The organism is Demequina salsinemoris (genome assembly GCF_000974805.1).
Classification (GTDB): Bacteria; Actinomycetota; Actinomycetes; order Actinomycetales; family Demequinaceae; genus Demequina; species Demequina salsinemoris.
On record NZ_BBQZ01000001.1, the window covers coordinates 664,222 to 690,401 of the forward strand.

General features: G+C 70.4%; 19 protein-coding genes. 17 read left to right on the top strand and 2 right to left on the bottom strand.

Annotated elements, in window-relative coordinates:
* The first annotated feature begins 17 nt into the window (after positions 1–17).
* The 10 genes from AOP78_RS03015 to AOP78_RS03060 all read left to right on the top strand — a co-directional run bounded on the left by AOP78_RS03015 (position 18) and on the right by AOP78_RS03060 (position 16,707).
* Entirely contained in the window at positions 18–959 is a 942-nt protein-coding gene (locus AOP78_RS03015; protein ID WP_062201390.1) for an ABC transporter permease, read from the top strand.
* Entirely contained in the window at positions 956–2,752 is a 1,797-nt protein-coding gene (locus AOP78_RS03020; protein ID WP_062201394.1) for a dipeptide/oligopeptide/nickel ABC transporter permease/ATP-binding protein, read from the top strand. Before AOP78_RS03015 ends, AOP78_RS03020 begins: the two co-directional genes overlap by 4 nt.
* A complete protein-coding gene (locus AOP78_RS03025; protein WP_062201397.1) occupies positions 2,749–3,609 on the top strand; it encodes an ATP-binding cassette domain-containing protein in 861 nt (286 codons plus the stop codon). The genes AOP78_RS03020 and AOP78_RS03025 overlap by 4 nt, the downstream gene beginning before the upstream one ends.
* 56 nt (positions 3,610–3,665) lie before the next feature.
* The gene (locus AOP78_RS03030) at positions 3,666–4,901 is read left to right on the top strand and encodes a glycoside hydrolase family 1 protein (protein WP_062201401.1); all 1,236 of its coding nucleotides are present in this window, start codon (positions 3,666–3,668) and stop codon (positions 4,899–4,901) included.
* Positions 4,898–7,315 carry a beta-phosphoglucomutase gene (pgmB, locus tag AOP78_RS03035; RefSeq protein WP_062201404.1) on the top strand — a complete coding sequence of 806 codons (2,418 nt, stop codon included), beginning with the start codon at positions 4,898–4,900 and terminating at the stop codon, positions 7,313–7,315. The genes AOP78_RS03030 and pgmB overlap by 4 nt, the downstream gene beginning before the upstream one ends.
* A gap of 28 nt (positions 7,316–7,343) precedes the next feature.
* A complete protein-coding gene (locus AOP78_RS03040) occupies positions 7,344–8,819 on the top strand; it encodes a glycoside hydrolase family 43 protein (protein WP_062201406.1) in 1,476 nt (491 codons plus the stop codon).
* Between the two features lie 54 nt (positions 8,820–8,873).
* Positions 8,874–9,662: an electron transfer flavoprotein subunit beta/FixA family protein gene (locus AOP78_RS03045; RefSeq protein WP_062201409.1), complete on the top strand. Its 789-nt coding sequence runs from the start codon at positions 8,874–8,876 to the stop codon at positions 9,660–9,662.
* Positions 9,659–10,618, top strand: coding sequence for an electron transfer flavoprotein subunit alpha/FixB family protein (locus AOP78_RS03050; protein ID WP_062201413.1), 960 nt, complete (start codon positions 9,659–9,661; stop codon positions 10,616–10,618). Before AOP78_RS03045 ends, AOP78_RS03050 begins: the two co-directional genes overlap by 4 nt.
* 123 nt (positions 10,619–10,741) lie before the next feature.
* Positions 10,742–11,674 (top strand): hypothetical protein, encoded by a 933-nt coding sequence (locus tag AOP78_RS03055; RefSeq protein WP_062201417.1) that lies wholly within the window; start codon positions 10,742–10,744, stop codon positions 11,672–11,674.
* Between the two features lie 167 nt (positions 11,675–11,841).
* Positions 11,842–16,707 (top strand): ExeM/NucH family extracellular endonuclease, encoded by a 4,866-nt coding sequence (locus AOP78_RS03060; RefSeq protein ID WP_062201420.1) that lies wholly within the window; start codon positions 11,842–11,844, stop codon positions 16,705–16,707.
* A gap of 163 nt (positions 16,708–16,870) precedes the next feature.
* Here AOP78_RS03060 and AOP78_RS03065 read toward each other — a convergent pair whose 3' ends face one another.
* The gene (locus AOP78_RS03065; RefSeq protein WP_062201422.1) at positions 16,871–17,701 is read right to left on the bottom strand and encodes an SDR family NAD(P)-dependent oxidoreductase; all 831 of its coding nucleotides are present in this window, start codon (positions 17,699–17,701) and stop codon (positions 16,871–16,873) included.
* Positions 17,702–17,848: 147 nt separating this feature from the next.
* Between AOP78_RS03065 and AOP78_RS03070 the strand changes: the two genes are divergently transcribed.
* Together AOP78_RS03070 and AOP78_RS03075 are read left to right on the top strand one after the other, a co-directional pair.
* A complete protein-coding gene (locus tag AOP78_RS03070) occupies positions 17,849–18,541 on the top strand; it encodes a tyrosine-protein phosphatase (RefSeq protein WP_062201425.1) in 693 nt (230 codons plus the stop codon).
* Positions 18,542–18,586: 45 nt separating this feature from the next.
* A complete protein-coding gene (locus AOP78_RS03075) occupies positions 18,587–19,729 on the top strand; it encodes a cysteine desulfurase family protein (RefSeq protein ID WP_062201427.1) in 1,143 nt (380 codons plus the stop codon).
* 77 nt (positions 19,730–19,806) lie between these two features.
* Here AOP78_RS03075 and AOP78_RS03080 read toward each other — a convergent pair whose 3' ends face one another.
* Positions 19,807–20,532, bottom strand: a complete 726-nt coding sequence (locus AOP78_RS03080; RefSeq protein ID WP_062201429.1) for a GntR family transcriptional regulator — start codon at positions 20,530–20,532, stop codon at positions 19,807–19,809.
* 144 nt (positions 20,533–20,676) lie between these two features.
* Here AOP78_RS03080 and AOP78_RS03085 point away from each other — a divergent pair, with 144 nt between their 5' ends.
* The 5 genes from AOP78_RS03085 (at position 20,677) to AOP78_RS03105 (ending at position 26,092) form a co-directional block, all read left to right on the top strand.
* The gene (locus AOP78_RS03085) at positions 20,677–21,549 is read left to right on the top strand and encodes a phosphate/phosphite/phosphonate ABC transporter substrate-binding protein (protein WP_062201432.1); all 873 of its coding nucleotides are present in this window, start codon (positions 20,677–20,679) and stop codon (positions 21,547–21,549) included.
* Complete coding sequence (phnC, locus tag AOP78_RS03090; RefSeq protein ID WP_062201434.1) at positions 21,546–22,331, top strand: phosphonate ABC transporter ATP-binding protein; 786 nt, start codon at positions 21,546–21,548, stop codon at positions 22,329–22,331. The genes AOP78_RS03085 and phnC overlap by 4 nt, the downstream gene beginning before the upstream one ends.
* Positions 22,328–23,197 (top strand): phosphonate ABC transporter, permease protein PhnE, encoded by an 870-nt coding sequence (gene phnE / locus AOP78_RS03095; RefSeq protein WP_083979739.1) that lies wholly within the window; start codon positions 22,328–22,330, stop codon positions 23,195–23,197. The genes phnC and phnE overlap by 4 nt, the downstream gene beginning before the upstream one ends.
* A complete protein-coding gene (locus AOP78_RS03100) occupies positions 23,194–23,907 on the top strand; it encodes a tyrosine-protein phosphatase (RefSeq protein ID WP_062201436.1) in 714 nt (237 codons plus the stop codon). The genes phnE and AOP78_RS03100 overlap by 4 nt, the downstream gene beginning before the upstream one ends.
* Positions 23,908–24,040: 133 nt before the next feature.
* Complete coding sequence (locus AOP78_RS03105; protein WP_062201439.1) at positions 24,041–26,092, top strand: glycoside hydrolase family 31 protein; 2,052 nt, start codon at positions 24,041–24,043, stop codon at positions 26,090–26,092.
* Positions 26,093–26,180: the final 88 nt, after the last annotated feature.

Consider the following 26,180-nt stretch of genomic DNA (forward strand, 5'->3'; position numbering starts at 1 on the left):
AAGCAAGGAGAGCCATCGTGCTCCGATTCATCGGAAGGCGCATCGTCACGGGAGTCGGCCTCATCGCGACGCTGGCGACTCTGACGTTCTTCCTGCTGCAGTTCGGCAGCACGGACACCGCGCGCCGCATCGCCGGACAGTCGGCCACCGAGGACGCGGTCCAGGTGGTCGAGGAGAGGCTCGGCCTCGACCAGCCCGTCCTCGTGAGGTTCTGGGACTGGGTCGTCGCGGCGCTCCACGGAGACTTCGGCCTCTCATGGTTCTCGGGCCAGGACGTGCTCGAGGCCGTGACGACGCGCATGCAGGTGACCGTCACCCTCGCCGTGGGGTCGGTCTTCCTCACCGCCATCATCGCCATCGTGCTCGGCGCGTACGCCGCCACGAGGCGCGGCTGGCCCGACCGTGCCGTGCAGATCCTCTCCGTCATCGGCCAGGCCATCCCCGGCTTCCTGGTGGCGCTGGTCCTGGTGCTCGTCTTCGCGATCCAGCTGGACTGGTTCCCCGCGACGGGCTACACCAAGCCGTCCGACTCCGTGCCCGAGTGGCTGCTGAGCATCACGCTGCCGGTCATCGCGCTCACGATCGGCTCGATCGGCGGCGTGGCGCAGCAGGTCCGCGGCTCGATGCTCGACGCATTCGAGCGCGACTACGTCCGCACCCTGCGCAGCCGTGGGCTCGCGCATCGCAGCGTCGTCTACAAGCACGTGCTCCGCAACGCCGCGGGCCCCGCGCTCAGCATCCTGGGGCTTCAGTTCGTGATCCTCCTCGGCGGTGCCGTCATCGTCGAGACGCTCTTCTCGATCCCTGGCCTCGGCCCGCTCGCCCTGTCGAGCACGTCCAATGGCGACATCCCTGTCGTCATGGGCATCGTCGTCATCACCGGCGTGATCGTCATCATCGTCAACACCCTCGTCGACGTCGCGCAGGCGTGGGTCAACCCGAAGGTCCGACTCTCATGAGCTCCGCATCCGCACCCTCCGCCGCGGACACCCGTGCGCCGCGCGCGGGCCTGCTCCGGCGACTGGTCACGCACCCGCTCGGCGGGATCTCGATCGTCTTCCTGACCCTGATCGCGATCATCGCGATCATCGGCCCCTTCATCGCGCCGTTCGACCCGACCGCGACCGACCTCAAGATGATCTTCGCGGCTCCCGGCGACGGCCACCTGCTCGGCGGCGACTCCGCGGGTCGTGACATCTTCTCGCGGCTCCTCGTCGCGACGGGACTGTCGCTCGCCGGTGGTCTGCTCGTCGCCGCGGTCGGCACCATCATCGGCGTCAGCGCCGGCCTCGTCGCCGGCTACTACGGCGGCTGGATCGACACGATGGGCTCGTGGTTCACGGCCCTGACCATGTCGATCCCGTCGATCATCGTCCTCATCGCCGCGCGTTCCGTGATGGGTCCGTCCATGTGGTGGACGATGGCGATCTTCGGCGTCTTCATCTCTCCCGTGTACTACCGCGTCGTCTACAACTCGGTCAGGTCGGTTCGGGGCGAGCTCTACGTCGACGCGGCGCGCACCTCGGGTCTGGGAGACGGCCGCATCATCGGTCGCCACGTCCTCATGGCGGTGCGCGCGCCGGTCATCCTGCTCACCGCGGGCACGATCGCCGCCGGTATCGGGATGCAGGCCGGCTTCGACTTCCTCGGACTCGGTGATCCCGAGAACCCGACATGGGGCCAGATGCTCAACGAGGGCTTCTACAACATCACCCGCGCCGGACAGCTCGTCCTGTGGCCCGCGCTCGCGCTCGGCCTCACGATGATCTTCCTCACGCTGCTCGGCACGGCGCTTCGCGACGAGCTCGAGGGCACGTCGGACCTCAAGAAGGTCAAGGGCCAGGCGCCCTGGGCCCTCGAGTCCCCGGCGCCGGAGATCATGCGTCACGAGGACGATGCGGCCGCCGAGGTGCTCCTCGAGGTCAAGGACCTCGCGGTCGCGTACCCCGCGGGGACCGAGTGGGCCACGGTCGTCAAGGGTGCGAGCCTCGAGGTCCGCAAGGGCGAGACCCACGGCCTCATCGGGGAGTCCGGCTCGGGCAAGACCCAGACCGCCTTCTCGGTGCTCGGCCTGCTGCCCCAGGGTGGCAGGGTGATGGCCGGTTCGATCGTCTTCGAGGGTGAGGACATCACCGGCGCGAACGACGCGATCATGAACAGGTACCGGGGCAGCAGGATCGCCTACGTCCCGCAGGAGCCGATGTCCAACCTCGACCCCGCGTTCACGGTCGGCTCGCAGCTCACGGAGCCGCTGCGCTCGGTGCTGGGGATGTCCAAGGCTGAGGCGCGCGAGCGGGCCATCTCGCTGCTCGAGAGGGTCGGCATCCCCGACCCTCAGCGGACCTTCGACTCGTACCCGCATCAGCTCTCGGGAGGCATGGCCCAGCGTGTGCTCATCGCTGGAGCCGTCGCCTCGCACCCCGCGCTGCTCATCGCGGACGAGCCGACGACCGCCCTCGACGTCACCGTCCAGGCCGAGGTGCTCGACCTGCTGCGGGACCTGCAGGCGGAGCTCGGCATGGCGGTGCTCATCGTCACCCACAACTTCGGCGTGGTCGCCGACATCTGCGATCGCGTCTCGGTGATGCGTCGGGGCGTGATCGTCGAGAACGGCCCCACGCAGTCCGTCTTCGACGATCCTCGCCACGAGTACACGCAGGCGCTGTTCTCCGCGATCCCGACGGGGGCGCCGCGCGTGCCTCTGCCCGGGGCCGCGAACACCGGCACCCTCGGAATGGAGAAGCTGTCATGACCGAGTCCCTGCTCAAGGTCGACGACCTCGTCGTCGAGTACCCCGGTCGCGGGATGCGAGCCAAGCCCATCCGCGTCGTCCACGGGGTCGACTTCGACATCAAGCCCGGCGAGACCGTCGGACTGGTGGGGGAGTCCGGCTCGGGCAAGACGACGATCGGCCGCGCGATCCTCGGACTCGCCCCGGTGGCCGGAGGCGCCATCACCTTCGACGGCGAGGACATCAGCCACCCGACGAAGAAGCGTCGCCGCGAGCTCACCCGCGACATCCAGGTGGTCTACCAGGACCCCTACTCGTCGCTCAACCCGTCGCTCACGATCGGCGACTCGCTGACGGAGCCGATGATCATCCGCAACACGTCGAAGACGGAGGCCGCCGCGCGCGTGAAGGAGCTGCTCGACACCGTCGGGCTTCCCTCCGACGCCGCGGATCGCATGCCGCGCGAGTTCTCGGGTGGCCAGCGCCAGCGCATCGCCATCGCCCGGGCGCTCGCCCTCGACCCGAGGCTGATCATCTGCGACGAGCCCGTCTCGGCGCTCGACCTGTCCACGCAGGCCCGCGTGCTCGAGCTGTTCCTGGAGATCCAGGAGCGTACCGGCGTCGCCTACCTGTTCATCTCGCACGACCTCGCGGTCGTGCGCGAGATGTCCCACCGGGTCGCCGTCCTGTACCACGGCGAGCTCGTGGAGTGGGGGGACGGCGACACCGTCACCTCCGCCCCCGAGCACCCCTACACGCAGCGCCTGCTGCTCGCCTCGCCCGTTCCCGACCCGCTCGCTCAGGAGCAGCGCCGCGCGGACCGGCTGAGGCTCAAGGAGATCCAGGCGCAGCAGCAGGAGCAGGCCGGAGCGGCCTGACCCCGCGCATCGATGTCGGCGCCGACCTGCTCGGCGCCACGGAAGGAGCACCACCCATGACGAGCGCACGCCTGCCCGAGGACTTCCTGTGGGGAGTCGCGGTCTCCGGTCACCAGACCGATGGAGGCGACACCACGTCCGACACCTCGTTCCTCGAGAACGTCCAGCCGACGGTCTTCGCCGAGCCCTCGGGCACGGCGTGCGGCAGCTGGGAGCGCTGGGAGGAGGACCTGGACCTCACCGAGGCGATGGGTCTCAACGCCTACCGCTTCTCGATCGAATGGAGCCGCGTGGAGCCCGAGCAGGGCACGATCGACGAGTCCGCGCTCGACCACTACGAGGCGGTCGTCGACGGCTGCCTCGCCCGGGGCCTCGCTCCGGTCGTGACCTTCAGCCACTTCACCTCGCCGCACTGGTTCGGGGCCCGCGGCTCGTGGCTCGCCGAGGAGGCCGCCGACGACTTCGCGCGCTTCTGCGGCGTCGTGATGGACCGCATCGGAGACCGCATCGCGGTCGCGGTGACCCTCAACGAGCCCAATCTCCAGCGCCAGCTCGCGGGGGGCTTCCTGCCTCCGCAGGCATGGGAGGGTCACAAGGCGACCCTCGAGGCCGCGTCGAAGGCCGCCGGGGTCGAGCGCTACCGCGCGGGCAACGTGCAGCGCCTCGACGAGCTCGACGCCTTCGAGGAGGGCTTCGAGAAGGCGCACCTCGCCGCGAAGGCCGCCATCAAGGCGCGCCGCGCCGATCTCCCCGTCGGATTGTCGCTCGCGGTCGCCGACGACGTCGCGCTTCCCGGCGGCGAGGCGGCTCGCGACCAGGTGCGCGAGGACTGCTACGGCCGCTGGCTGCGGCTCGTCAAGGACGACGACTTCGTCGGCGTCCAGAACTACGAGCAGCTCCTCTACGGTCCCGAGGGACGCGTGGACACGCACGCAGGCGAGCAGGAGATCGAGCCGCGCTCGCTCGGTGGCGCGGTCCGCTACTGCTACGAGGCCTCGGGCGTGCCGGTGCTCGTGAGCGAGCACGGCCTCAACACCCAGGACGACGAGGAGCGCTGTGCGTTCCTGCCCGCCGCGCTCGCGAGCCTCGACGAGGCCATCGCGGACGGCGTGCCCGTCCTCGGATACTGCCACTGGTCCCTCTTGGACAACTACGAATGGATCTTCGCGTTCGGGCCCCGCTTCGGTCTGCATTCCGTCGACCGTGCGACCCTTGAGCGCACCCCCAAGGCCTCCGCGAGCGTGTTCGCTACCGAGGTCGCCAAGCGAGCCACCGTGGAGGTGCCGGCATGAATCAGACAGCCATCGCAGCGAAAGCCGCGCTCTTCGACCTCGACGGCGTGATCGTCGACACCGCCAAGCACCACTTCATCGCGTGGCGGGCGATGGCCGCCGGTCTGGGCTTCGAGCTCGCCGACGAGGACGAGGAGCTGCTCAAGGGCGTCGGCCGCATGGACGCGCTCCGCATCGTCTTGAGGGTAGGTGGGGTGGAGGTCTCCGAGGAGGAGGCCGTGCGCCTCGCGACCGAGAAGAACGCGCAGTACGTCGAGGCGATCTCGACGCTCGCGCCCGAGGACATGCTCCCCGGCGCGCTCGCGTTCCTGCAGGACCTCCAGCGCCGCGGCGTTCCCACGGCGCTCGGCTCCGCGAGCCGCAACGCGCCGCTGATCCTGGACCGCCTCGGCATCCGCGACCTGTTCGACGCGATCATCGACGGCTCCATCGTGACCCAGGCCAAGCCCGACCCTGCGGTGTTCCTCGCGGGAGCCGAGGCGCTCGGCGTCGACCCGGCGGACTGCGTCGTCTTCGAGGACGCGATCGCCGGCGTTCAGGCGGCTCATGGCGGCGGCATGACGGCGGTCGGCATCGGCGACCCTGCCGTGCTCGGCGAGGCTGACACCGTCATCCCCGGACTTCACGCCGTAGGCTCGCTCGCCGAGCAGGGCATCATCTTCGTGGGGTCACCCGCAACCGGCTCCAAGGAGGAGACCATGTCCGACACCGCTCCCGTGCGCCTCGATCAGGCGCCGTTCCACCTGGATGCCGACGCCGAGGCGTGGGTCGTCGCGACGCGCGACGCGATGTCGGTCGAGGACAAGGTCGGTCAGCTGTTCTTCCTCATGGCGAACGACCCCGCCGGCGTGGACGCCGATATCGCGGTGAGCCAGCCCGGCGGCTTCATGCGTCGTGGCGCGCCGATCGACGAGGCCGTGAGCCTCAACCGCTACCTTCACGAGGCGAGCTCGGTGCCGCCGCTGATCGCGGGCAACCTGGAGAACGGCGCCGATGGCGCGAGCTTCATGGCCACGCAGGTCGGCACTCCGTTGCAGGCCGCCGCGACGGGCGACGACTCGTGCGCGTACCGCATGGGCGAGGTCGCCGCGGTCGAGGGACGCGCCCTGGGCGTGACGTGGGACTTCGCGCCGATCATCGACATCCAGGTCAACCCGCGCAACCCGATCGTCCTCAACCGCGCGTTCGGCTCGGACCCCGAGCGCGTGGCGCGCATGGGCGTCGAGTTCGTGAAGGGCCTGCAGGATCACGGAGTCGCCGCGTCCATCAAGCACTGGCCCGGGGACGGCGTCGACGACCGCGACCAGCACCTGGTCACGACCGTGAACACGCTGAGCGTCGAGGAGTGGGAGGAGACCTTCGGGGCCGCCTACCGCGCATCGATCGATGCGGGCGCGCTGTCGGTCATGGCCGCGCACATCGCGCTGCCTGCCTACACCCGCGCGCTGCGCCCGGGCATCAAGGACGAGGACATCATGCCTGCGTCGCTCGCGCCGGAGCTGACCACCGAGCTGCTGCGCGAGCACCTGGGCTTCAACGGTGTCGTCATCACCGACGCCTCGCTCATGGGCGGCATGCTCATGAAGATGCCCCGCGCCGAGCTCGTGCCCGCCGCGGTCGCGGCCGGCTGCGACATGTTCCTCTTCACCCCTGACTACGCGGTCGATCACGCGCACATGCTCGCGGGCGTGCGCGAGGGCGTAATCTCCGAGGCTCGCCTCGACCAGGCGGTTACCCGCGTCCTCGCCCTCAAGGCGGCGCTCGGCCTCCACGCGGGACAGTCTCCCGAGGAGATCGTCCCTGGCCTCGACGGCATCGACACCGCCAAGCACCGCGCCTGGTCTCGCGAGCAGGCCGACGCGGGCATCACCCTGGTCAAGGACAAGGAGGCCGGCCTCCTGCCGCTGGATGTGGAGCGTCACAAGCGCGTGCTCGTCTACTCGCTGCGGGGGCTGCTGTCCTTCACCGGTCCCGCCGAGCGCTTCACCGCGCAGCTGAACGAGCGTGGCTTCGCCGCGACGCTGTTCGAGGACGGACCTCCCGGATCGACGATGTTCAAGCGCGTGGGCGTCGACGGCGGCGTCAACGGCGCCGACCTGCTCGACAGCTACGACGCGGTGATCTACGTGGCCGACGTGCAGCCGCGCTCGAACGAGACTGTCGCGCGTATCCACTGGGCGACCTTCACTGCGGGCAACCTGCCGCGCCACCTCACCGAGCTCCCGACGCTGTTCGTGTCGCTCGGCAGCCCTTACCACCTGCAGGACGTGCCGTTCGCGCGCACCTATGTCAACGCGTACGCCGCCAACAACGAGACGGTCGATGCGGTCGTCGCCAAGCTCACGGGCGAGGACGACTTCCGTGGCGTCAGCCCCGTCGACCCGTTCATGGGATACGAGGACGCCCGCTGGTGATGTCAGTCCCGGGTGAGAAGGTGACGGGGTGAGCGCGACCCCGATACTGCCCGGATTCCACCCCGACCCGTCGATCTGCCGGGTCGGGGAGGAGTATCTGATCGCGACCTCGACGTTCGAGTACGTTCCCGGCGTCCCGATCCACCGGTCCACGGACCTCGTGACGTGGGAGCTCGTCGGGCACGTCCTGGCGGATCCCGAGGTCGTCAACGCCGCGCCCGGAGCGGCCGGCGCGAGCCAGGGCATCTTCGCCCCGACGCTGCGCCACCGCGACGGACTGCTGTGGATGACGACCACGAGCATCCGCGACGTGGGCGCCGGCCAGCTGATCACGCACGCCGAAAGGCCCGAGGGGCCGTGGTCGGAGCCCGTGCGCGTGCCTGGCACGCTCGGCATCGATCCCGACCTCGCGTGGGACGACGACGGCGCGTGCCTGCTCACGTGGCGCGGCTTCGCGCCCCCAGGCATCCACCAGGTGCCGATCGACCCGGCGACGGGGGAGCGGCTGGGCGAGGAGGTCGTCGTCTGGCAGGGAAGCGGGCTCGCCGACACCGAGGGGCCGCACCTGATCCGGCGCGGCGACTGGTGGTACCTGATCGTCGCCGAGGGCGGCACCCACCTGGGACACGGGGTCTCGGTCGCGCGTTCGCGCTCGCCGCGGGGTCCGTTCGAGTCCCACCCGTCCAACCCGTTCTTCACCCACAGGTCCACGGACGATGCGGTACAGGCGGTCGGGCATGCCGACCTGGTCGAGCTCGCGGACGGGTCCTGGGCGATGGTGCACCTCGGCATCCGCCAGGCGGGCTCGCACCCGGGCTTCCACGTGCTCGGACGCGAGACCTTCCTCGCGGGCGTCGACTGGGTCGACGACTGGCCGGTCGTGGTCCAGGACCGCTTCGAGGTTGCCGAGGCCGATCGGTCATGGTCCGACGACTTCGCAGCGACGATGCTCCACCCTCGCTGGGTCGCGCCGTCCGTGACCCCGTCGTCGTTCGCGACGCCGGGAGACGGCCTCGCGCTCGGGCATGGCCGAGGACCGAGCGAGGCCGAGCAGAGCAGCGTCCTGTGCGCCCGCATCGGCGACCGCTCCTGGGACGCGAGCGCGAGCATCGTCCAGGGAGACGCCTGCCTGTCCGTCCGCCTGGACGCGGGCCGCTGGTACGGAGTCGAGCGCGTCGGCGATGTCGCGCGGGCGCGCGCCGTGAGCGCGCCGTTCGACCAGGTGATGGGCGAGGCGGCGCTGGGTCCGGACGATGCGCTCGCGATCAGGGTGCGCGCGGCCGAGCCCAGGCTGGGCGAGAGCAGCGGACCCGACCTCGTGTCGCTCGGGCTCGCGCGTGACGGCGAGTTCGTGGAGATCGCGACGCTCGATGGGCGGTACCTCTCGACGGAGGTCGCCGGTGGGTTCACGGGCCGGATGCTCGGCCTCGAGGCGCTCGGCGCTCCCGCGCGCATCGCTCGCGTCGCCTACCGCGCGTGCGACGCGGGGAGCGCTCAGTCGTGAGGTGCCCTCGGGGGCATGAAGCGGGTGGCCCGCGCCGACAGTAGGCTGGAACCCATGCGCATTCTGGTGACGGTCAAGTTCACGCCGGACCTGCAGTCGCAGCGGTCCTTCACCGACGGCTCGGTGACGCGTACCGCGGACGACGGCTCCATGAACGAGCTCGATGAGAACGCGGTCGAGGCCGCGCTGCAGCTCGTCGAGGCGGCAGGGGAGGGCGAGGTCTACGCCCTCACGGTCGGCGGTCCCGACGCGGTCGCGGCCGTCCGTAAGGCGCTCCAGCTCGGGGCGCATCACGCGATCCACGTCTCGGACGCCGAGATCGCGGGAGCCGACGTGTTCGGCACCGCCAAGGTGCTGGCCGCCGCGATCCGCAAGGTGCACGACGAGCAGCCGCTCGACCTCGTGATCACGGGCATGGCGGCCCTCGACGGCCTGACGTCGATGCTCCCCACGGCGCTCGCGGCCGACCTCGGGTGGGCGCAGCTCACGCTCGCGTCGTCGCTGAGCGTCGCCGACGGCACGGCGACGATCGTGCGCCACATGCCCGACGCTCACGAGACGATGTCGGCCCCGCTGCCCGCCGTCGTGTCCGTGACGGATGAGGCGAACACGCCGCGCTATCCCAACTTCAAGCTCATCATGGCCGCCCGCAAGGCGCCCGTGACGCAGTGGTCGCTCGCCGATCTCGGCGTCGACGGCGCGTCCGTCGGAGCGATCGCCGCGCGCACCGAGGTGGTCGATGCGTCGGAGGTCCCCCCGCGCGAGGGACGCCAGGTCGTGACCGACACGGGCGACGGTGGAGTCGTCCTCGCCGACTTCCTGATCGAGAGGGGCCTCGCATGAGCGCCATGACGGTGGCGGTGCTCGTCGAGCACCGGGACGGACAGGTCGCGGGCCCGACGCTCGAGAACCTGACGCTGGCGCGGAGCCTCGGGCGCCCGGTCGCCGTGTGGATCGGCGAGGAGCCCGCGGACGATGCGGTCGCCTCCCTGGGTGCGCACGGCGCCGAGGAGGTCCGCTGGGTCGAGCTCGGCGGTACCGCACGTCTGCCCAAGGTGCGCTCCGCGGCGCTCGCCGCCGCGACCACCGACACCCGCATCGTCCTGCTGACGTCCACGTTCCTGAACAAGGAGCTCGCGGCCCTGCTCGCGCTCGCCACCGGTGCCGGAGTCGTCGTCGACGCCTCTGGCGCCCGGATCGTCGACGGCCGCGTCGAGACCGAGCAGACGGTCTTCGCGGCGACGTGGAACGTGACGACGCGCATCGTCGCGGAGGACGCGATCGTCGCGCTTCGTCCCAACACGACACAGGCCGTCGCGCTCGACGCGCCCGCCACGGCGGTGCTTGAGAAGGTGGCGTTCGAGGCGCCCGAGACTCCCGAGAGCCTCGTCCACGTCGACCCCGTGGAGCGCGGCGAGGGGGTCCCGCTCTCGGAGGCCCGCGTCGTCGTGTCCGGCGGCCGTGGCACCAACGGTGACTACACGCTCGTGCGTGACCTGGCGGAGGTGCTCGGCGGCGCGGTGGGCGCGACCCGCGACGCGACCGACGAGGGCTGGATCTCGCACGAGCACATGGTCGGCCAGACCGGCACCACCGTGACGCCCGCGCTGTACGTGGGATGCGGCATCTCGGGTGCGGTCCACCACCGCGGAGGCATGCAGGCCTCGGGCACGATCGTCGCCGTGAACCTCGACCCCGACGCCCCGATCTTCGAGATCGCGGACCTCGGCATCGTGGGCGACCTCAACGACGTGCTGCCTCAGGCGATCGAGCGGCTCAGGGAGCACAAGGGCGCCTGAGCCGTCCCCGCCGCATCGGCGTACCCTGAAGAGGTGAGGACCGCGCGCGGCCTCGGACCCCGCTGAGGCTGTGCGGCAGCACCGGAGCGATGATGGCGTCGCCCCGGGGGAGGCGAGGGTGTCATGCAGAAGGAACAGGTCTACACCGACGAATGGGCCCGTTTCGGGCCATGGATCGATCCGGTCGAGACGCCCGAGGACGTCCCCCGGCTCTTCCGCGACCATCCCCTGGACCTCGATGCGGCGAGGCTCGTGCTCAAGGTGCCTCGCGACATCGCCCATCGCGACGCGAAGCCCGGCATGGACCTCTATGACCACCTCGTCGTGGTCAACGACGACGCGGTGACCGTGCTGACCCGTCGCGGCGCGGAGGGCGGCCACGCTGACATCACTCACGGCTACTCCGAGGACCGGATCGCGCTCGACGACCTTGTCGCGATCCACGACTCCGTGAACCTTCTGCACGGCCGGGTCGCGCTGCACGCGCGCGACGGTCAGGTCATCTCGATGCGCCACTCGGGATCGCCGCGCGGCGGCGTCGGGAGGCTCGTCGAGGAGCTGCGTCCTGAGTTCCAGGCCCGTGAGCCCGGGATGTGGGGCGCGTCGGTGCTCGAGGCGACGCGAGGGCGCGAGGTGGACCTCGCCGCCGTCGAGCAGGGCATCGCGAGCGAGCTTCAGGAGCTGCGCGCCGTGCACCGCGAGGTCAAGGCGTGGGCGTGCCACGGGCGCAGGCGGCTCTGGCCGGACGCGTCGGGCCTCGATGGTGCGGTCGTGCGCATGCGGCACGTGCTCTCGCCCGTGAGGCTGAGCGGCGGGATCCTCGCCGGGGATGACCGCGTGCTCGAGCTGCTGGGGCGCCACGCGTGGCTCATCCAGGGCACGACCCCCACGCTGTCGTCGTCGCGGCTCACGATGCCGCTCGCGGCAGTGGACGGTGTCGAGAGCGCGCCGCATCCCCTCTATCCGGACGCGGTGAACCTGACGATCGTCGCGGGGAGGTGCAGGCTTCCCCTCGTCGTGCCTCGCGATGCGTCGATGGTGGGCCTTATCTCCTGATCTGACCGAATTCGCCCCATCGTCAGGTTTGCTCTCTCGTAAAGGTTTTGCAGGAACATTTCACGCAATGTTCATTTGATCGACATCTTCGCGGCACCGCGTGACCCTAGGTTGTTATGCGTCCATGGAGGACGCCAACTGCCACTCTCACGACGGGGGAACCACCCATGCGTGCACGCGCATTGCTGTCCGTCGGCCTGCTGACCATGGGGGGACTGGCGGCTGTCGCCGTCCCAGCCACGGCAGCGACCGGCGACCCAATCACCGATCTGCTGATCACCGAGTATCTCGAGGGATCGAGCAGCAACAAGGGCTACGAGATCTACAACGGCACCGCTGACAGCGTCGACCTGTCCGGCTACACCGTCGAGATGTACTCGAACGCCAACACGTCAGCGACGACGCAGGCGCTGTCGGGCACCCTCGCCTCGGGCGAGACGCTGGTCGTGCGCCACTCGAGCGAGGCCCTCGGCCTCAGCTCGCTCGGCGCCATCGCCCTCACCAGCGGCACCGCGAACTTCAACGGCAACGACTCGATCGTGCTCAAGTACGGTACCGACGTCGTCGACTCGATGGGGCAGATCGCCGGCAACGTGTACTGGTCCTCCGCCGCGGCGAACATGACCAACATGACGATCCACCGTGACGCCGACGTCTGCACCGGCGACACCGACCCGACCGACGAGTACGCGCTCGCGGGCTGGACCGCGACGTCGTACGACGACATCTCGGGCTTCGGCTCGCACACCACCGACTGCACCGCGGGCGCGTGGGCGCACGCGAGCGGCTCGGGTGACTCGGGCGACGGTGACGCGTCGTCCGAGGTCACCGCGATCCACGACATCCAGGGCTCGGGAAGCGCCTCGGCGATGACCGGCCAGACGGTCACGATCGAGGGTGTGGTCGTCGGCGTCTACCCCGCGCTCAAGGGCTTCTACGTCCAGGAGGAGGACGCCGACGTCGACGCCGACACGGCGACCTCCGAGGGCATCTTCGTGTACTACGGGTCCGCGACGCTGCCCGTCGAGCTCGGCGACGCGGCGTCGGTCACCGGAACGGTGTCCGAGTACTACGACGTGACCGAGCTCGGCTCGATCTCCGACGTTACTGTCGCATCGTCCGGGAACGTCGTCTCCCCCGCCGAGGTGAGCCTCCCGCTCGACTCGACCGACGACCTCGAGCGCTACGAGGGCATGCTCGTGACGTTCCCGCAGGAGCTGTTCGTCACCGAGTACTACAACCAGGCGCGCTACGGGCAGCTGCTGCTCAGCTCGGGCGGTCGCCTCGACCAGCCGACCACGGTCGCGATGCCGGGCACGGCCGCGAACGCGGTCCAGGCGGCGAACGACCTCAACCAGATCACCCTGGACGATGCGACCAACGCGCAGAACGTGTGGCCCATCGCGTACGGGATCGGCGGCGCGAACGCGACGTCGAGCACCTCGCTGCGCGGCGGCGACTCCGTCACCGGCCTGGTCGGAGTCATGGACTACTACTCGTCCGGCGGTGGCTACCGCGTGCGCGCGGAGGGCTCGCTGGGCGCGTCGTACGACTTCGTGTCGAACAACTCGCGTCCCACGGAGCCGGAGGATGTCGGCGGATCGCTCAAGGTCTCGGGCTTCAACGTGCTCAACTACTTCCTCACCGTGGACAACGGCACGGACGACGTCTGCGGCGCCACCGAGGACATGGAGTGCCGCGGCGCCGACAGCGCGTCGGAGCTGTCGAAGCAGCGCGCGAAGCTGCTGCTGGCGCTCGAGGCCCTCGACGCCGACGTCATCAGCCTCGCCGAGCTTGAGAACACGCCCGGCGTGGACCCGGCGGCCGACCTCGCAGACGGCCTCAACGACCTCCTCGGCGAGGACGTCTGGGCATCGGTCGACACCGGTGTGCTCGGCACCGACGCCATCCGCGTCGGCATGATCTACCGCACGGACGCGGTCGAGCTCGCGGGCGACTTCACGGTCATGGACTCGAGCGTCGACGCGCGCTTCGACGACGACCGCAACCGCCCCTCGCTCGCTCAGTCGTTCACGGACCTGCGCACCGGCGAGGACTTCACCGTCGTCGCCAACCACCTCAAGTCCAAGGGTTCGTGCCCGTCTGACGGTTCCGCTGACGAGGACCAGAGCGATGGTGCGGGCTGCTGGAACGCCACCCGTGCGGCCGCGGCCGAGGCCATCGTCGACTGGATCGACGCGGGCGAGGCCGGCAACGGCGACCCCGACGTCATCCTCATGGGTGACTTCAACTCGTACGCCAAGGAGGACCCGATCCAGGCCTTCGTCGACGCGGGCTTCGTCAACCTCAGCGAGGGCGACTACTCGTACGTGTACGACGGTCAGTGGGGCACGCTCGACTACGCGCTCGCGTCGTCGTCGATGGCCGAGCAGGTGACCGGCGCGACCGAGTTCCACATCAACGCGGATGAGAATCCGGCCCTCAGCTACAACGAGGACTACATGACGACGGACGCTATCGCGGGTCTGTACTCCGAGGACATGTACCGCACATCGGACCACGACCCGGTCCTCGTGGGACTCGAGCTCGGCGACACCACGACGGTCCAGGTCCTCGGCACGAACGACTTCCACGGTCGCATCCTGCCGACGCTCAGCAGCGGTCAGGCCGGTGCCGCCGTGATGGCGGGTGCGGTCTCGACGCTCGAGTCGGAGTACACCAACTCGGTGTTCACCGCCGCGGGCGACCTGGTCGGAGCCTCGACCTTCGAGTCCTTCGTGGCCCAGGACCGCCCGACCATCCAGGCGCTCAGCATGATGGGCCTGGACGTGTCCTCGGTCGGCAACCATGAGTTCGACCAGGGCTACGACGACCTCGTGAACCGGATCATGGCGGAGTACGACGAGGTTGAGAACCCGTACGGCGGCGCGACCTGGGAGTACCTGGGGGCCAACGTCCGCAACGAGGACGGCTCGGCTGCCCTGCCCGAGACCTGGAAGGTCACGTTCGACAACGACACGACCGACACCTCGGACGATGTGACGATGGGCTTCATCGGAGTCGTCACCGAGGACACCCCGTCGCTCGTGTCGCCCTCCGGCATCGCGGGCCTCACGTTCGAGGACGAGTCCATCGCGGCCAACCGGTCTGCGGCAGTGCTCGAGGAGGAGGGCGTCGACGCGATCATCCTCCTGGTGCACGAGGGCGCGCCGACCACGGCCTACGCGGACGCGGTCGACACGTCGAACAACTTCGGCGACATGCTCTCCAAGCTCGACCCGAGCATCGACGCCGTGATCTCCGGCCACACGCACCTCGCGTACAGCCACATGGTCCCGGTGCAGGAGTGGATCGACGAGGGTCGCATGGTCACGGAGCGCCCCGTCGTCTCCGCCGGCCAGTACGGCATGTACCTCGATCAGCTGATCTTCACCTTCAACAACGAGACTGGTGAGATCTCCCACATCGAGTCCACCACGGTGAACCTCACCGAGCAGGCGGATCCCGAGTGCACGGAGGACTGTGAGCTCCTGTACCCGGCCGACGCGGACGTGCAGGCGGTCGTGGATGCCGCGGAGGAGGCAGCCGACGACCTCGGCGCTCAGACGATCGGTGAGATCACCGAGCCCCTCTACCGAGGTCGCACCGAGGGCGGCTCGTACGGTGGCACCCGCGGTGCCGAGTCGACGCTCGGCAACGCCGTGGCCGACGCCCAGCTGTGGGCGACGGAGGACGTCGGTGCCCAGATCGCCTTCATGAACCCGGGTGGTCTGCGTGCGGACATGCTCGGAGCGGCGGCCGGCACGGGAACCTACCCGTCGACCGTGAGCTACAAGGAGGCCAACACGGTGCAGCCGTTCGGCAACACCCTGTGGACCGAGACCCTCACGGGCGCACAGATCAAGGCCGTGCTCGAGGAGCAGTGGCAGCCTGACGGCTCGTCGCGTCCCTTCCTCAAGCTGGGTGTCTCGGAGGGCTTCGTGTACACCTACGACCCGGACGCCGACCGCGGTGAGCGCATCCTCCAGATGTGGCTCGACGGTGAGGAGATCGACCTGGAGGCGGAGTACACCGTCGCGATGAACTCGTTCCTCGCGAGCGGCGGCGACAACTTCACCACCTTCGCGGAGGGGACGGACGCCAAGGACTCGGCGCGAGTCGACTTCGACTCGATGGTCGACTACCTCATGGCCGGCAACGCGCTCGGCACCGATTACGGCCAGCGCGCGATCGGTGTGAGCGCCGACTCGCTCGAGGTCACGGCCGGGGAGGCGTTCTCCTTTGACCTCAGCTCGCTGATGTTCACGGCGGAGCCCGACCTCACCGACGCCAACGTCGTCGTGAGCCTCGGTGGCACCGTGCTCGGCACCTTCCCGGTGACGAACGCCCTGCCGACCGACGCGTACGACGAGCAGGGCACGGCCTCGGTGACCGTCACGATCCCCGAGGGCCTCTCAGGTGAGCAGCTGCTCACCGTCGCGGGCGACACGACCGCGACCGAGTTCTCGGTGGCGATCACCGTGCAGGCGCCCGCGGGCGGCTCGGATGGTTCGGGCGGCACGGGCGGCACGGGCGGCACGGGAGGCACGGGCGGTCAGCTCGGCGCCGGCGCGACGTCGGGCGTGGGCGAGCTCCACGCCGCGGTCGGCTCGGCCGTCGCGCTCCGCGACGCCCACCTGGCGCGCTTCCTCAGCACGAGGCAGATCGCGAAGCTCCGCGAGGCGATCGCCGAGGCACGGGACGTGCGCGTCGACGGTACCCCGGAGGAGCGTCTCGCGGCGGCGAAGAGCCTCATCAGCAAGGTGGACAAGCTCAAGGCCAAGGCGGTGGCCAAGCGCACCGCCTACCGCGAGCTGCGGAGCACCATCGCCACGGCGGTGAAGTTCCGTCACAGCAACCTGGCGAGGAACAACCTCACGCTCAACCAGAGGCTGTACCTCAAGGATGCGGTGCTCGACGCCAAGGCGCTCTCGCCGGCCGCGTCGGTCGACAGGATCGACGAGACGAGGCATGACCTCGCCAAGACGGTCAAGCGGCTCAAGGCGAAGGCCAAGGCCGCGCGCGACAGCTGATCCGTCGCAGCAGGCTGGGCCCGGCGATCGTGCGATCGCCGGGCCCAGCCGCCACGTGAAGGAGCCCGGGACCGACCGTCGGTCCCGGGCTCCTGTGCGTCCTGGGTGGACCGCTCGTCCGAGGTGGACGGCGCTGCAGGGCCCGTGGCTCCGGGCCCTCCGACTAGCCCTTCGGCCGGTCCACGGAGATGGTGAGGTCCTGCCACGCATCGACCTCCGCGCCGAAGCGCTCGAGCTTGGCTCGGGTCTGGGTCAGCGCATGCTGGCCGGCGATGAAGTGGCGGGGCGGCACGTCGGCGTCGACGAGGGTCAGCATCGCCTCGGCGAGCGCCTCGGGCGAGCCGGGCTGGTTGCCGGGCAGCGCGTGGATGCGTGCCCAGAAGGGCTCCATCACGGGCGCGTAGTCGGGCAGGATGTCCTCGTTCTTGGCGCCCGAGGGGATCCACAGAGAGCGCACGGGTCCGGGCTCGATCAGCGTCACCTTGATCCCGAGGTGCTCGACCTCGGCCGCGAGGGCCTCCATGAAGCCCGACACCGCGAACTTCGACGCGCAGTAGTAGCCGAGGCCCGCGGATCCGCGCACGCCCGCGATCGACGAGATCGTGAGGATGTGGCCGGCGCGACGCTCGCGCATGTGGGGCAGCAGCGCCGTGGTGACCTTGGCCGCGCCCCAGAAGTTGGCGTCCATGACCGCCTGCGCGTCCTCGTCGGAGGTCTCCTCGATCGTCGAGAAGACGCCGATGCCGGCGTTGTTGAGCAGCACGTCGATGCCGTCCACGAGCTCCAGGGCGGCCGTCACGCAGGCCGCGACGGACTCGTCCGACGTGACGTCGAGCGGCAGCGCGTGAATGCGGCCAGGGTAGGCGGCGACGAGGTCGTCGAGGGTCTCGGGACGACGGGCGGTCGCGATCACGGTGTTGCCCGCGAGCGCGGCGGCCTCGGCGGCGGCGCGTCCGATGCCGCTCGAGCAGCCGGTGATGAGCCAGGTGGCCATGGGTCTCCTCTTCTGGCCGGACGATGCGCTCGCGTCTCTCGCCGCGCCTCGCTCCGGCGTATCCGTCCACGCTACCCGCGGGTCCGGGCCGTCGACCGGGACGGACGGCCGATTGTGCGTGCCGGTGCAAGGTGGTGGACTCGGAGCATGAACACCTTCGCCAACCTTCGCGACGTCGCCAGCATCGTCCCCGGGGTCAGGTCGGGAGTGCTGTGGCGATCCGACGCCCCGCATCACGGTGACGTGCAGCCCGAGGGCCACGAGCCCTGGCCGCCGGCGCTCGTCGTCGACCTCAGGGACGATGCCGAGCGCTCGCACGGTCACCCGCTCGCGTCGACGACGACGGTGGTAGCGGTGCCCGTCTTCGCGAATGCGGCGATCCAGGCCCAGTCAGCCGGCGGGACGATGCGGGGGCTCTACGCCCGCATGCTCGAGGACGATGCCGCGGCACGGTTCGTCGAGGCCGTCACCTTGATCTCGGAGTCCGACGGTCCCGCGCTGGTGCACTGCTCGGCGGGCAAGGACCGCACGGGCGTCACGGTCGCGCTCGCGCTCGCGCTCATCGGGGTCGAGCGGCGGCACATCGTCGAGGACTACGTGCTCACCACCGAGGCGATGCCTGGCGTGATCGAGCGCATGTCGCGGCAGTTCGGCATCGGCGACGCCGCCGCGAACCTCGCGTCGATCCCGCCCGAGGTGCTGCAGGCGCCCGCCTACGCGATCGAGCAGGTGCTCGACACGTGGGACAGCCACCCCGGAGGCGTCGAGGCGTGGTGGACCGAGGCCGGCGGATCGTCCGCCGTGGTGACCCGCCTCAAGGAGCGCCTGCTCGACGGCTGATGGCCTCGGGTGCCTGGGCGTCGTCCTCAGACGTAGGGTTCCGGTGTGCACTATCTGGATCACGCCGCCACCTCGCCGCTGCGCCCCACCGCGCGCGAGGCATGGCTCAAGGCGGCCGACGCGGTCGGCAACCCCTCCGCGCTTCACGGTGAGGGGCGGCGTCGCCGCGCGATCGTCGAGGAGGCGCGCGAACGCATCGCCGCCGCGCTGGGGGCGCACCCGGGAGAGGTGATCCTGCTCAGCGGCGGCACCGAGGCCGACAACCTTGCGATCAAGGGCCTGTGGTGGGGGCGCGGCGGCGCGGGACGCGTCGTCTCCACGGCCGTCGAGCATCACGCGGTCCTGGACCCCGTGCGGTGGCTGGGCGACATGGACGATGCGGTGGTCGCGGAGGTGGGCGTGTCGCGCGACGGCGTCGTGGACGTGGACGCCTTCGCGGCCGCGCTGCCGGGCGCGTCGCTCGCGACGGCCATGTGGGTCAACAACGAGGTGGGCGCGATCCAGCCCGTCGCCGCGCTCGCGGCCGCCGCGGCCGAGGCGGGCGTGCCGATGCACTGCGATGCGGTGCAGGCGGTCGCCTACGAGGACGTCTCGTTCGCCGAGTCGGGGCTCACGACCATGGCGGTCAGCGCGCACAAGCTCGGCGGCCCGGTGGGGGTCGGAGCCCTGCTCGCGCGGCGGGGCGCGCCTGTGGCGCCGCTGCTGCACGGCGGGGGACAGGAGCGCAAGGTGCGCTCCGGTACGGTCGACGCGGCGGGGGCGGCGGCCTTCGCCGCCGCGCTCGAGGAGGTCGTCGCCCATCGCGAGTCTGAGCGCGAGCGGGTCTCCGCGCTCGCGTCCCGCCTGGCTGATGGCATCCGCGACGCGGTCCCCGACGCGGTGGTCAGGGGAGCGTCGTCGGAAGGCGCCCCCCACATCGTCCATGTCGTGGTGCCCGGTGCGTCCTCGGAGGCGATGCTCATGCTCATGGACGCGGCAGGTGTGGCGGTGTCGTCGGGCTCAGCATGCACCGCGGGCGTCGTCGAGCGCAGCCACGTGCTGCAGGCGATGGGGCACGACGCGGAGGAGTCCCGTTCGGCGGTGCGGTTCAGCCTGGGGTGGACCACGGCCGGCGCCGATGTGGACGCGGCCCTGGCGGCCCTGCCTGAGGCGGTGAGCCGCGCCCGCGCCGCGGGTGGCATGCGCTGAGCGCGCGGCGACGGCCTAGGCCGACTCTCCCAGGCAGGACAGCGCGCTGCGGTCCGCCTCGACGGGAAGCGGGGCTCTCAGCGCTTCTGGTGTCTGAGCATGATCCGCATGCGATCGGAGCGGTAGGCGCGCACGTGGTACGTCAGCGGGGTGCCGGCGGGGTCGACGTTCGTGCCGGAGCGACGCAGGAGCGGCGCGCCCTGCTCGACCCCGAGGAGGGTTCCTTCGTGCCGCTCGGCGGCGATCGCGTCGAACGCGCGCCACGCGCTCGACACCTCGGTGCCGAGGATCGCGGGGAAGGCCGTCGGGATCCACGGGGACGAGCAGCGCCGGCGGACCTCGTCCGCGCTGAGGTCCGTGACGAGGGCGTAGACGGTGTGCATCACGGGGGAGCCACCCATGCTCGCGAGCGTCTCGATCTCCACGCCCTCGTCGATGCCGAGCTCGCGACGGGCCTCGCCGTGGAGCACGACGCGTCGCACGTCCAGGATCTCCTCTGAGAACGACGGGTCGAAGCCCTCTGAGGTGGTGTCGGTCGGGAGCCCGGCGGGGTCGACGTCCACACGCATCGGCGGCTGGGCGACGAATGTCCCCGCTCCCTGGCGCGCGACGAGGTGACCCGTGCGTCGGAGGGAGGCGATCGCCTCGCGCACGGTGAGGCGGTTCACTCCGAAGCGCGCGGCGAGCTCGGGCTCGGTGGGCACGCGCTCGCCCGGCGCCCAGGTCCCCGCGTCGAGGTCCTCGAGAAGCGCCTGCTCGACCTGGACATGCAGGGGGGTGGACAGGGTGCGGTCGACCGTCATGCCGTCACCCTAGGTCACGTTCTGAGAATTCATCTAGATGACAGATTCGCGTCACGTGATGTTCGGATCGCGTCACTACGTTCCTGACCTGTCGGAGTCATCTAGACGACCGAGCTGGAATCACGACCTGAAGGCAGGCAAGTCATGAACACCACGAAGAAGATCGCCGGCGCCGCCGCCGGCGCCGCGCTGTCCGTCGCGGCCCTCACGGGCTGCACCGCCGCCACGGCGAACGAGACACCCGAGATCCTGAGGCTCGGCGTCCCCCCGGGGGAGGCCGACGCCGAGTACCTCGAGATGCTCGAGCCGCTCGCGGGGATCCTCGAGGAGGCCACCGGCATCCCCGTCGAGCTCACCGAGACGGGCGACTACCTCGGCATCGTCGAGGCCATGCGCTCCGACCTGATCGACCTCGCGATCTTCAGTCCGTTCCCCGCGGTCCTCGCGGAGAAGGTCGCGGACGTCGAGATGGTCGCGGCCGCGACCGGCGCGCCGTACTCGTCGCTCATCATCTGCTCCACGGCCTCGGGCGTCACTGACCTCGCGGACATCGACGACGAGACCATCGCGTTCGTGGACCCGGGCTCCACCTCGGGAAACTTCATCCCCAAGCTCATGCTCAAGGACGCCGGCGTGGACGTCGACGCGCTCAACGAGACCTACGCGGGCGGCCACGACACCGCCGCGATCGCCGTGATGCAGGGGTCCGCCGACTGCGCCGCAGTGGCATCCCAGCTGTGGGACTACATGGTCGAGGCGGGCGCGCTCGACGAGTCGCTCGTGCAGAAGGTCGCCGAGTCGGACCCCATCCCGATCTCGACCGTGATCGTCGGCCGCGAGGGCCTCTCGGACGAGATCCTCGAGCAGATCGGCGGCGTGTTCGTCGGCAGCACCGACGCTGACGTGCTCCAGGTCATGGGCGGCGCGACCGAGGTCATCGACCCGACCGAGGCCGACTGGACCATCTTCGAGGACGCGGCTCGCGAGCTCGGCGTCAACCTCGAGGACGTCGAGTGAGCGTCCTCGAGGCCAGGGCCGTCTCCTTCACCTACCCCGACGGCACCCGGGCGCTCGCCGAGGTGAGCGTCGCGGTCGAGCACGGCGAGATCGTCGCAGTGCTCGGCCCCTCGGGGGCGGGCAAGTCCACGCTCTTCAAGTGCTTCGCGGGCCTCGAGCGGCCCACCGCGGGTCAGGTCGTCGTCGAGGGGACCGACCTCGCCACGTTGCGAGGCAAGGCGCTCCGTCTCGCCCAGCACCGCATCGGGCTCGTGTTCCAGGAGTTCCACCTCGTGGGCCGTGCCTCGGTGCTGTCCAACGTGCTCGTGGGACGCCTCGCGACGGCGAACCCCGTGACGAGCCTCGTGCACTGGATGAGCCGCGCGGACCGCACGGTGGCCGTCGAGCTGCTCACCCGCGTGGGACTGTCCGAGCAGGTGCGCAAGCGCGCCGACTCGCTCTCGGGTGGCCAGCGTCAGCGCGTCGCCGTGGCTCGGGCCCTGTCTCAGCAGCCCGAGCTCCTGCTGGCCGACGAGCCCGTCGCCAACCTGGATCCCGTGCTCGCCGCGGGGGTCATCGACGACATCGTGCGCATGGTGCGCGAGGAGGGTCTCACCGCCGTCCTCAACCTGCACGACGTGACGCTCGCCCGCCGCGTCGCCCAGCGCATCGTCGGCATGCGCGAGGGGCGGGTCATGTTCGACCTTCCCGTCGCCGAGGTGACGGATGCGATCCTCGCCGACCTGTACGCCAACGAGGGCCTCGCGGCGGACGCCGCTGCCCGTGAGGAGGTGGCGGCATGACCGCGACCCAGGAGAAGACGCCCCGCGAGGCGCCCGCGCAGGCGTCAGGAGAGCACGCGGACCGCGCCGCGGTCCGCCGCGAGGAGATCGATCGGCTCGCGCGCCTGCGCCGGCCCAGCTGGGGAACCATCGCGGGCGCCGTCGGAATCGTCGCGCTGCTCGGCTGGTCCTCGTCGTCCACCGGCTTCAACGCGCCGGCGCTGATCGCGGGCGGGCCGCATATCGCGGACTTCGTGTCGCGCATGTTCCCGCCGAACCTCGAGGAGCTGCCCGTCGCGATCGAGCTCATGATCGAGACGCTCGGCATCGCGATCACGGGCACCGTGTTCGGCGTGCTGCTCGCCGTCCCGCTCGCGCTGCTCGCGTCGCGGAACATCTTCCCGCAGCCATGGATCCGCGACACCGCGCGCGTCGTCATCAACGTGGTGCGAGCGATCCCCGAGCTCATGTGGGCGCTGCTGTTCGTCTCCGCGGTAGGCCTCGGAGCCTTCGCAGGAACGCTCGCGATCATGGTCGGCACCACGTTCGGCGTCGCCCGCCTGTTCGCGGACATCTTCGAGACCGCCGACATGCGTGCCTGGGACGCGGCCGCCGCCACCGGCGCCCGCAAGTCCCAGCGCGTCACGTGGGTGCTGCTCCCGCAGCAGCTCCCGACCATGGCGAGCTACACGCTGCTCGTGCTCGACGGCAACGTCCGCGCGGCGTCGCTCCTGGGACTCGTCGGCGCGGGCGGCATCGGCATGGAGCTCAACCAGCAGCTGCGCCTGTTCGAGTACGGCTCCGTCATGACGATCGTGCTCGTCGTGCTCGTCGTCGTCATGTCGCTCGACTTCGTGTCCTCCTACGTCAGGAAGAGGTTCGTATGACCGACCCCGTGCTGAACGCCCTGGCCAACGTCCGCGACGTCGCCACCGCATCGTCCCTGCTCGCTCCCGGGTTCCTGTGGCGCTCCGATGCGCCCTACCCGGGCGACGAGGCACCCGAGGGTCTCTCGCCGTGGCCCCCGGCCACGGTGCTCGACCTGCGTGACTCCCGAGAGTTCAGGGGCGATCACCCGTTCGCGGACGATGCGGCGATCCACGCGGTCCCCGTGCTCGCCGACGCCGCCTTCGAGCCCGCGCAGATGATGCGATCGCTCGCGGACCTGTACCGCGGCATGATCACCGGAGCGTCCGCCGACGCGCTGGTCCGGGTCGTGAAGGCCGTGGCCGGTGAGCCTGGCCCGGTGCTCGTGCACTGCACCGCGGGCAAGGACCGCACCGGCGTCTCCGTGGCGCTCACCTTGGCGCTGGTCGGGGTCTCCCGCGAGGAGATCGTCGCCGACTATGTCGCCACCGCGGCGAATATGCGGGGCGTCATGGCCCGCTCGCGGCACGACTGGTCAGGCGAGATGCCCGAGCTCCCCGACGGGCTCGACCTCGAGGCGCTCATGAAGGAGATGCTCGATGCTCCGGCGGCCGCCATCGAGGCGGTCCTCGACGCGTGGGATCAGGCGGGGGGTGCCGAGCCGTGGTTCCTCGCCCACGGCGGGAACGCGACGGACGTCGCCGCGCTCAAGGGGCGTCTGCTCGGCTGACGCCGACGGACGCGCGCGGGCCGGTCGCACCTTCGAGGGCGGCCGGCCCGTCGTCGTGTTCGGGGGATCGGCGCGCGCCTCGCGGTCGATAGGGTGAACGAGGTCCCTCACCGACGCAGCAGAGGAAGGCACCGTGGCCAGCTTCGAGATCCGACCCGACGGCGTCGTCTGGCGCGGTGACGGGGAGACCGTCTCCGTCCAGGCGTGGGGAGCCGACAGCCTCCGCACGCGCAGCACTCGCGCGGGGGAGCTCGTCGACACCGACTACGCGCTGCTCGCGCCCGAGCCGACCGAGGCCACCATCGTCGTCGACGGTGACATTGCCTGCGTGACGAACGGACGCATCGTCGCGACCCTCACCGCGAGCGAGTCCTTCGACTTCCAGGCCGGATACAGCGTTCGACAGTGCCGCATCGACTACTCGGACACGGACGGCAGGACCCTGCTGCGCGAGCTCGAGCCGGGCGGCTCGCTCAAGCAGGAGGCGCGCCGTCTGAAGGGGATCCCGGGCGGCGCGCACAGCATCACCGCCTCATTCGAGGCGAACGCGGGGGAGCGGCTGTATGGCATGGGCCAGTACCAGCAGCAGTTGATGGACCTCAAGGGCACCACTCTCGAGCTCGCTCACCGCAACTCGCAGGCGAGCGTCCCGTTCGTGCTGTCCAGTCGCGGCTACGGCCTGCTGTGGCACAACCCCGCGATCGGGAGGGTGACGTTCGCGACGAACCGCACCGAGTGGACCGCCGAGTCGGCGCTCCAGCTCGACTACTGGATCACCGCCGGCGCGACGCCCGCCGCGATCACGGCCGCGTACGCGGACGCGACCGGCCACGTGCCGATGATGCCCGAGTACGGGCTCGGGTTCTGGCAGTGCAAGCTGCGGTACTGGAACCAGGAGCAGCTGCTCGAGGTCGCGCGCGAGCACAAGCGGCGCGGCCTGCCGATGGACGTGATCGTCGCCGACTTCTTCCACTGGCCGAGGATGGGCGACTTCCGCTTCGAGGAGGAGTTCTGGCCCGACCCCAAGGCCATGGTCGACGAGCTGCGCTCGCTCGGGATCGAGCTCATGGTCTCCGTGTGGCCTCAGATCTCCACCGAGTCCGAGAACTTCGACGAGCTCGCGCGCGCGAACTCGCTGGTGCGGGTCGAGCGAGGGATGAACGTCCACATGTCCTTCGAGGGGCCCAGCGCGTTCCTCGACGCCACCAGCCCGGCGGCCCGCGCGAAGGTGTGGGAGCTCTGCAAGCGCAACTACGCCGACCACGGCATCAGGCTCTTCTGGCTCGACGAGGCCGAGCCCGAGTACGCGGTCTACGACTTCGACCACCAGCGCTACCACCTGGGTCCGGCGGTCCAGGTGGCCAACATCTACCCGCAGCTCTTCTCGCGAGCGTTCTACGACGGGCAGATCGCGGACGGCCTGGCCGCTCCCATCAACCTGGTGCGCTGCGCCTGGGCGGGCAGCCAGCGGTACGGCGCGCTCGTGTGGTCGGGCGACATCCATTCGTCCTGGACCGACTTCCGCCGCCAGATCACCGCGGCGATCCACATGGGCATCGCGGGCATCCCGTGGTTCACCACGGACATCGGAGGCTTCCACGGCGGCAACATCGAGGACCCCGAGTTCCGCGAGCTGCTCATCCGGTGGTTCCAGTTCGGCGCCTTCTGCCCGGTCATGCGACTGCACGGCGACCGGCAGCCCGGCGAGCAGGTGAGCGCCGCCGACGGCGGGCATCGGATGGGAAGCGGCGCCCCGAACGAGCTCTGGAGCTACGGCGAGGAGGTCTACGAGATCCTTGCGGCGTACGTGCACCTGCGCGAGGACCTGCGCCCGTACGTGCGCGAGACGATGCGGCAGGCGCACGAGCACGGCCAGCCCGTGCTGCGGGCGATGTTCCACGACTTCCCGGACGATGCGGTGTGCTGGGACCTCGCGGACCAGTTCATGCTCGGCGACGACGTCCTGGTGGCCCCGGTCACCGAGCCGGGCGCGCGAGCCCGCAAGGTGTACCTGCCCGAGGGCGTGCAGTGGCGCGGTCTTCACGACGGGTCCGTGCATGAGGGCGGAGCGTGGGTCGAGACAGACGCTCCGCTCGAGGCGATCCCGGTCTACGCGCGCGGCTCGGGCTCGGGCGCCGGCCTGCTCGGCGAGATCAGCCTGCCCGGTGGGTTGATGGCCGGTTGAGCGCCGGAGTCGGTGGCAAGCGGCGAGCGTTCTCCCCAGAGGCTCGGCGCAACCGGCACCCGGTGCCTGCCGTCGCTACGATGCGAGC

Bases quoted from the DNA above. Each gene is read 5' to 3' on its own strand.
- phnE (WP_083979739.1), top strand. From the start codon at position 22,328: ATGACCGCGACCCAGGAGAAGACGCCCCGCGAGGCGCCCGCGCAGGCG.
- AOP78_RS03055 (WP_062201417.1), top strand. From the start codon at position 10,742: ATGCAGAAGGAACAGGTCTACACCGACGAATGGGCCCGTTTCGGGCCA.
- AOP78_RS03060 (WP_062201420.1), top strand. From the start codon at position 11,842: ATGCGTGCACGCGCATTGCTGTCCGTCGGCCTGCTGACCATGGGGGGA.
- AOP78_RS03070 (WP_062201425.1), top strand. From the start codon at position 17,849: ATGAACACCTTCGCCAACCTTCGCGACGTCGCCAGCATCGTCCCCGGG.
- AOP78_RS03045 (WP_062201409.1), top strand. From the start codon at position 8,874: ATGCGCATTCTGGTGACGGTCAAGTTCACGCCGGACCTGCAGTCGCAG.
- AOP78_RS03080 (WP_062201429.1), bottom strand. From the start codon at position 20,532: ATGACGGTCGACCGCACCCTGTCCACCCCCCTGCATGTCCAGGTCGAG.
- AOP78_RS03100 (WP_062201436.1), top strand. From the start codon at position 23,194: ATGACCGACCCCGTGCTGAACGCCCTGGCCAACGTCCGCGACGTCGCC.
- AOP78_RS03085 (WP_062201432.1), top strand. From the start codon at position 20,677: ATGAACACCACGAAGAAGATCGCCGGCGCCGCCGCCGGCGCCGCGCTG.
- AOP78_RS03065 (WP_062201422.1), bottom strand. From the start codon at position 17,701: ATGGCCACCTGGCTCATCACCGGCTGCTCGAGCGGCATCGGACGCGCC.
- pgmB (WP_062201404.1), top strand. From the start codon at position 4,898: ATGAATCAGACAGCCATCGCAGCGAAAGCCGCGCTCTTCGACCTCGAC.
- AOP78_RS03030 (WP_062201401.1), top strand. From the start codon at position 3,666: ATGACGAGCGCACGCCTGCCCGAGGACTTCCTGTGGGGAGTCGCGGTC.
- AOP78_RS03025 (WP_062201397.1), top strand. From the start codon at position 2,749: ATGACCGAGTCCCTGCTCAAGGTCGACGACCTCGTCGTCGAGTACCCC.
- AOP78_RS03050 (WP_062201413.1), top strand. From the start codon at position 9,659: ATGAGCGCCATGACGGTGGCGGTGCTCGTCGAGCACCGGGACGGACAG.
- AOP78_RS03020 (WP_062201394.1), top strand. From the start codon at position 956: ATGAGCTCCGCATCCGCACCCTCCGCCGCGGACACCCGTGCGCCGCGC.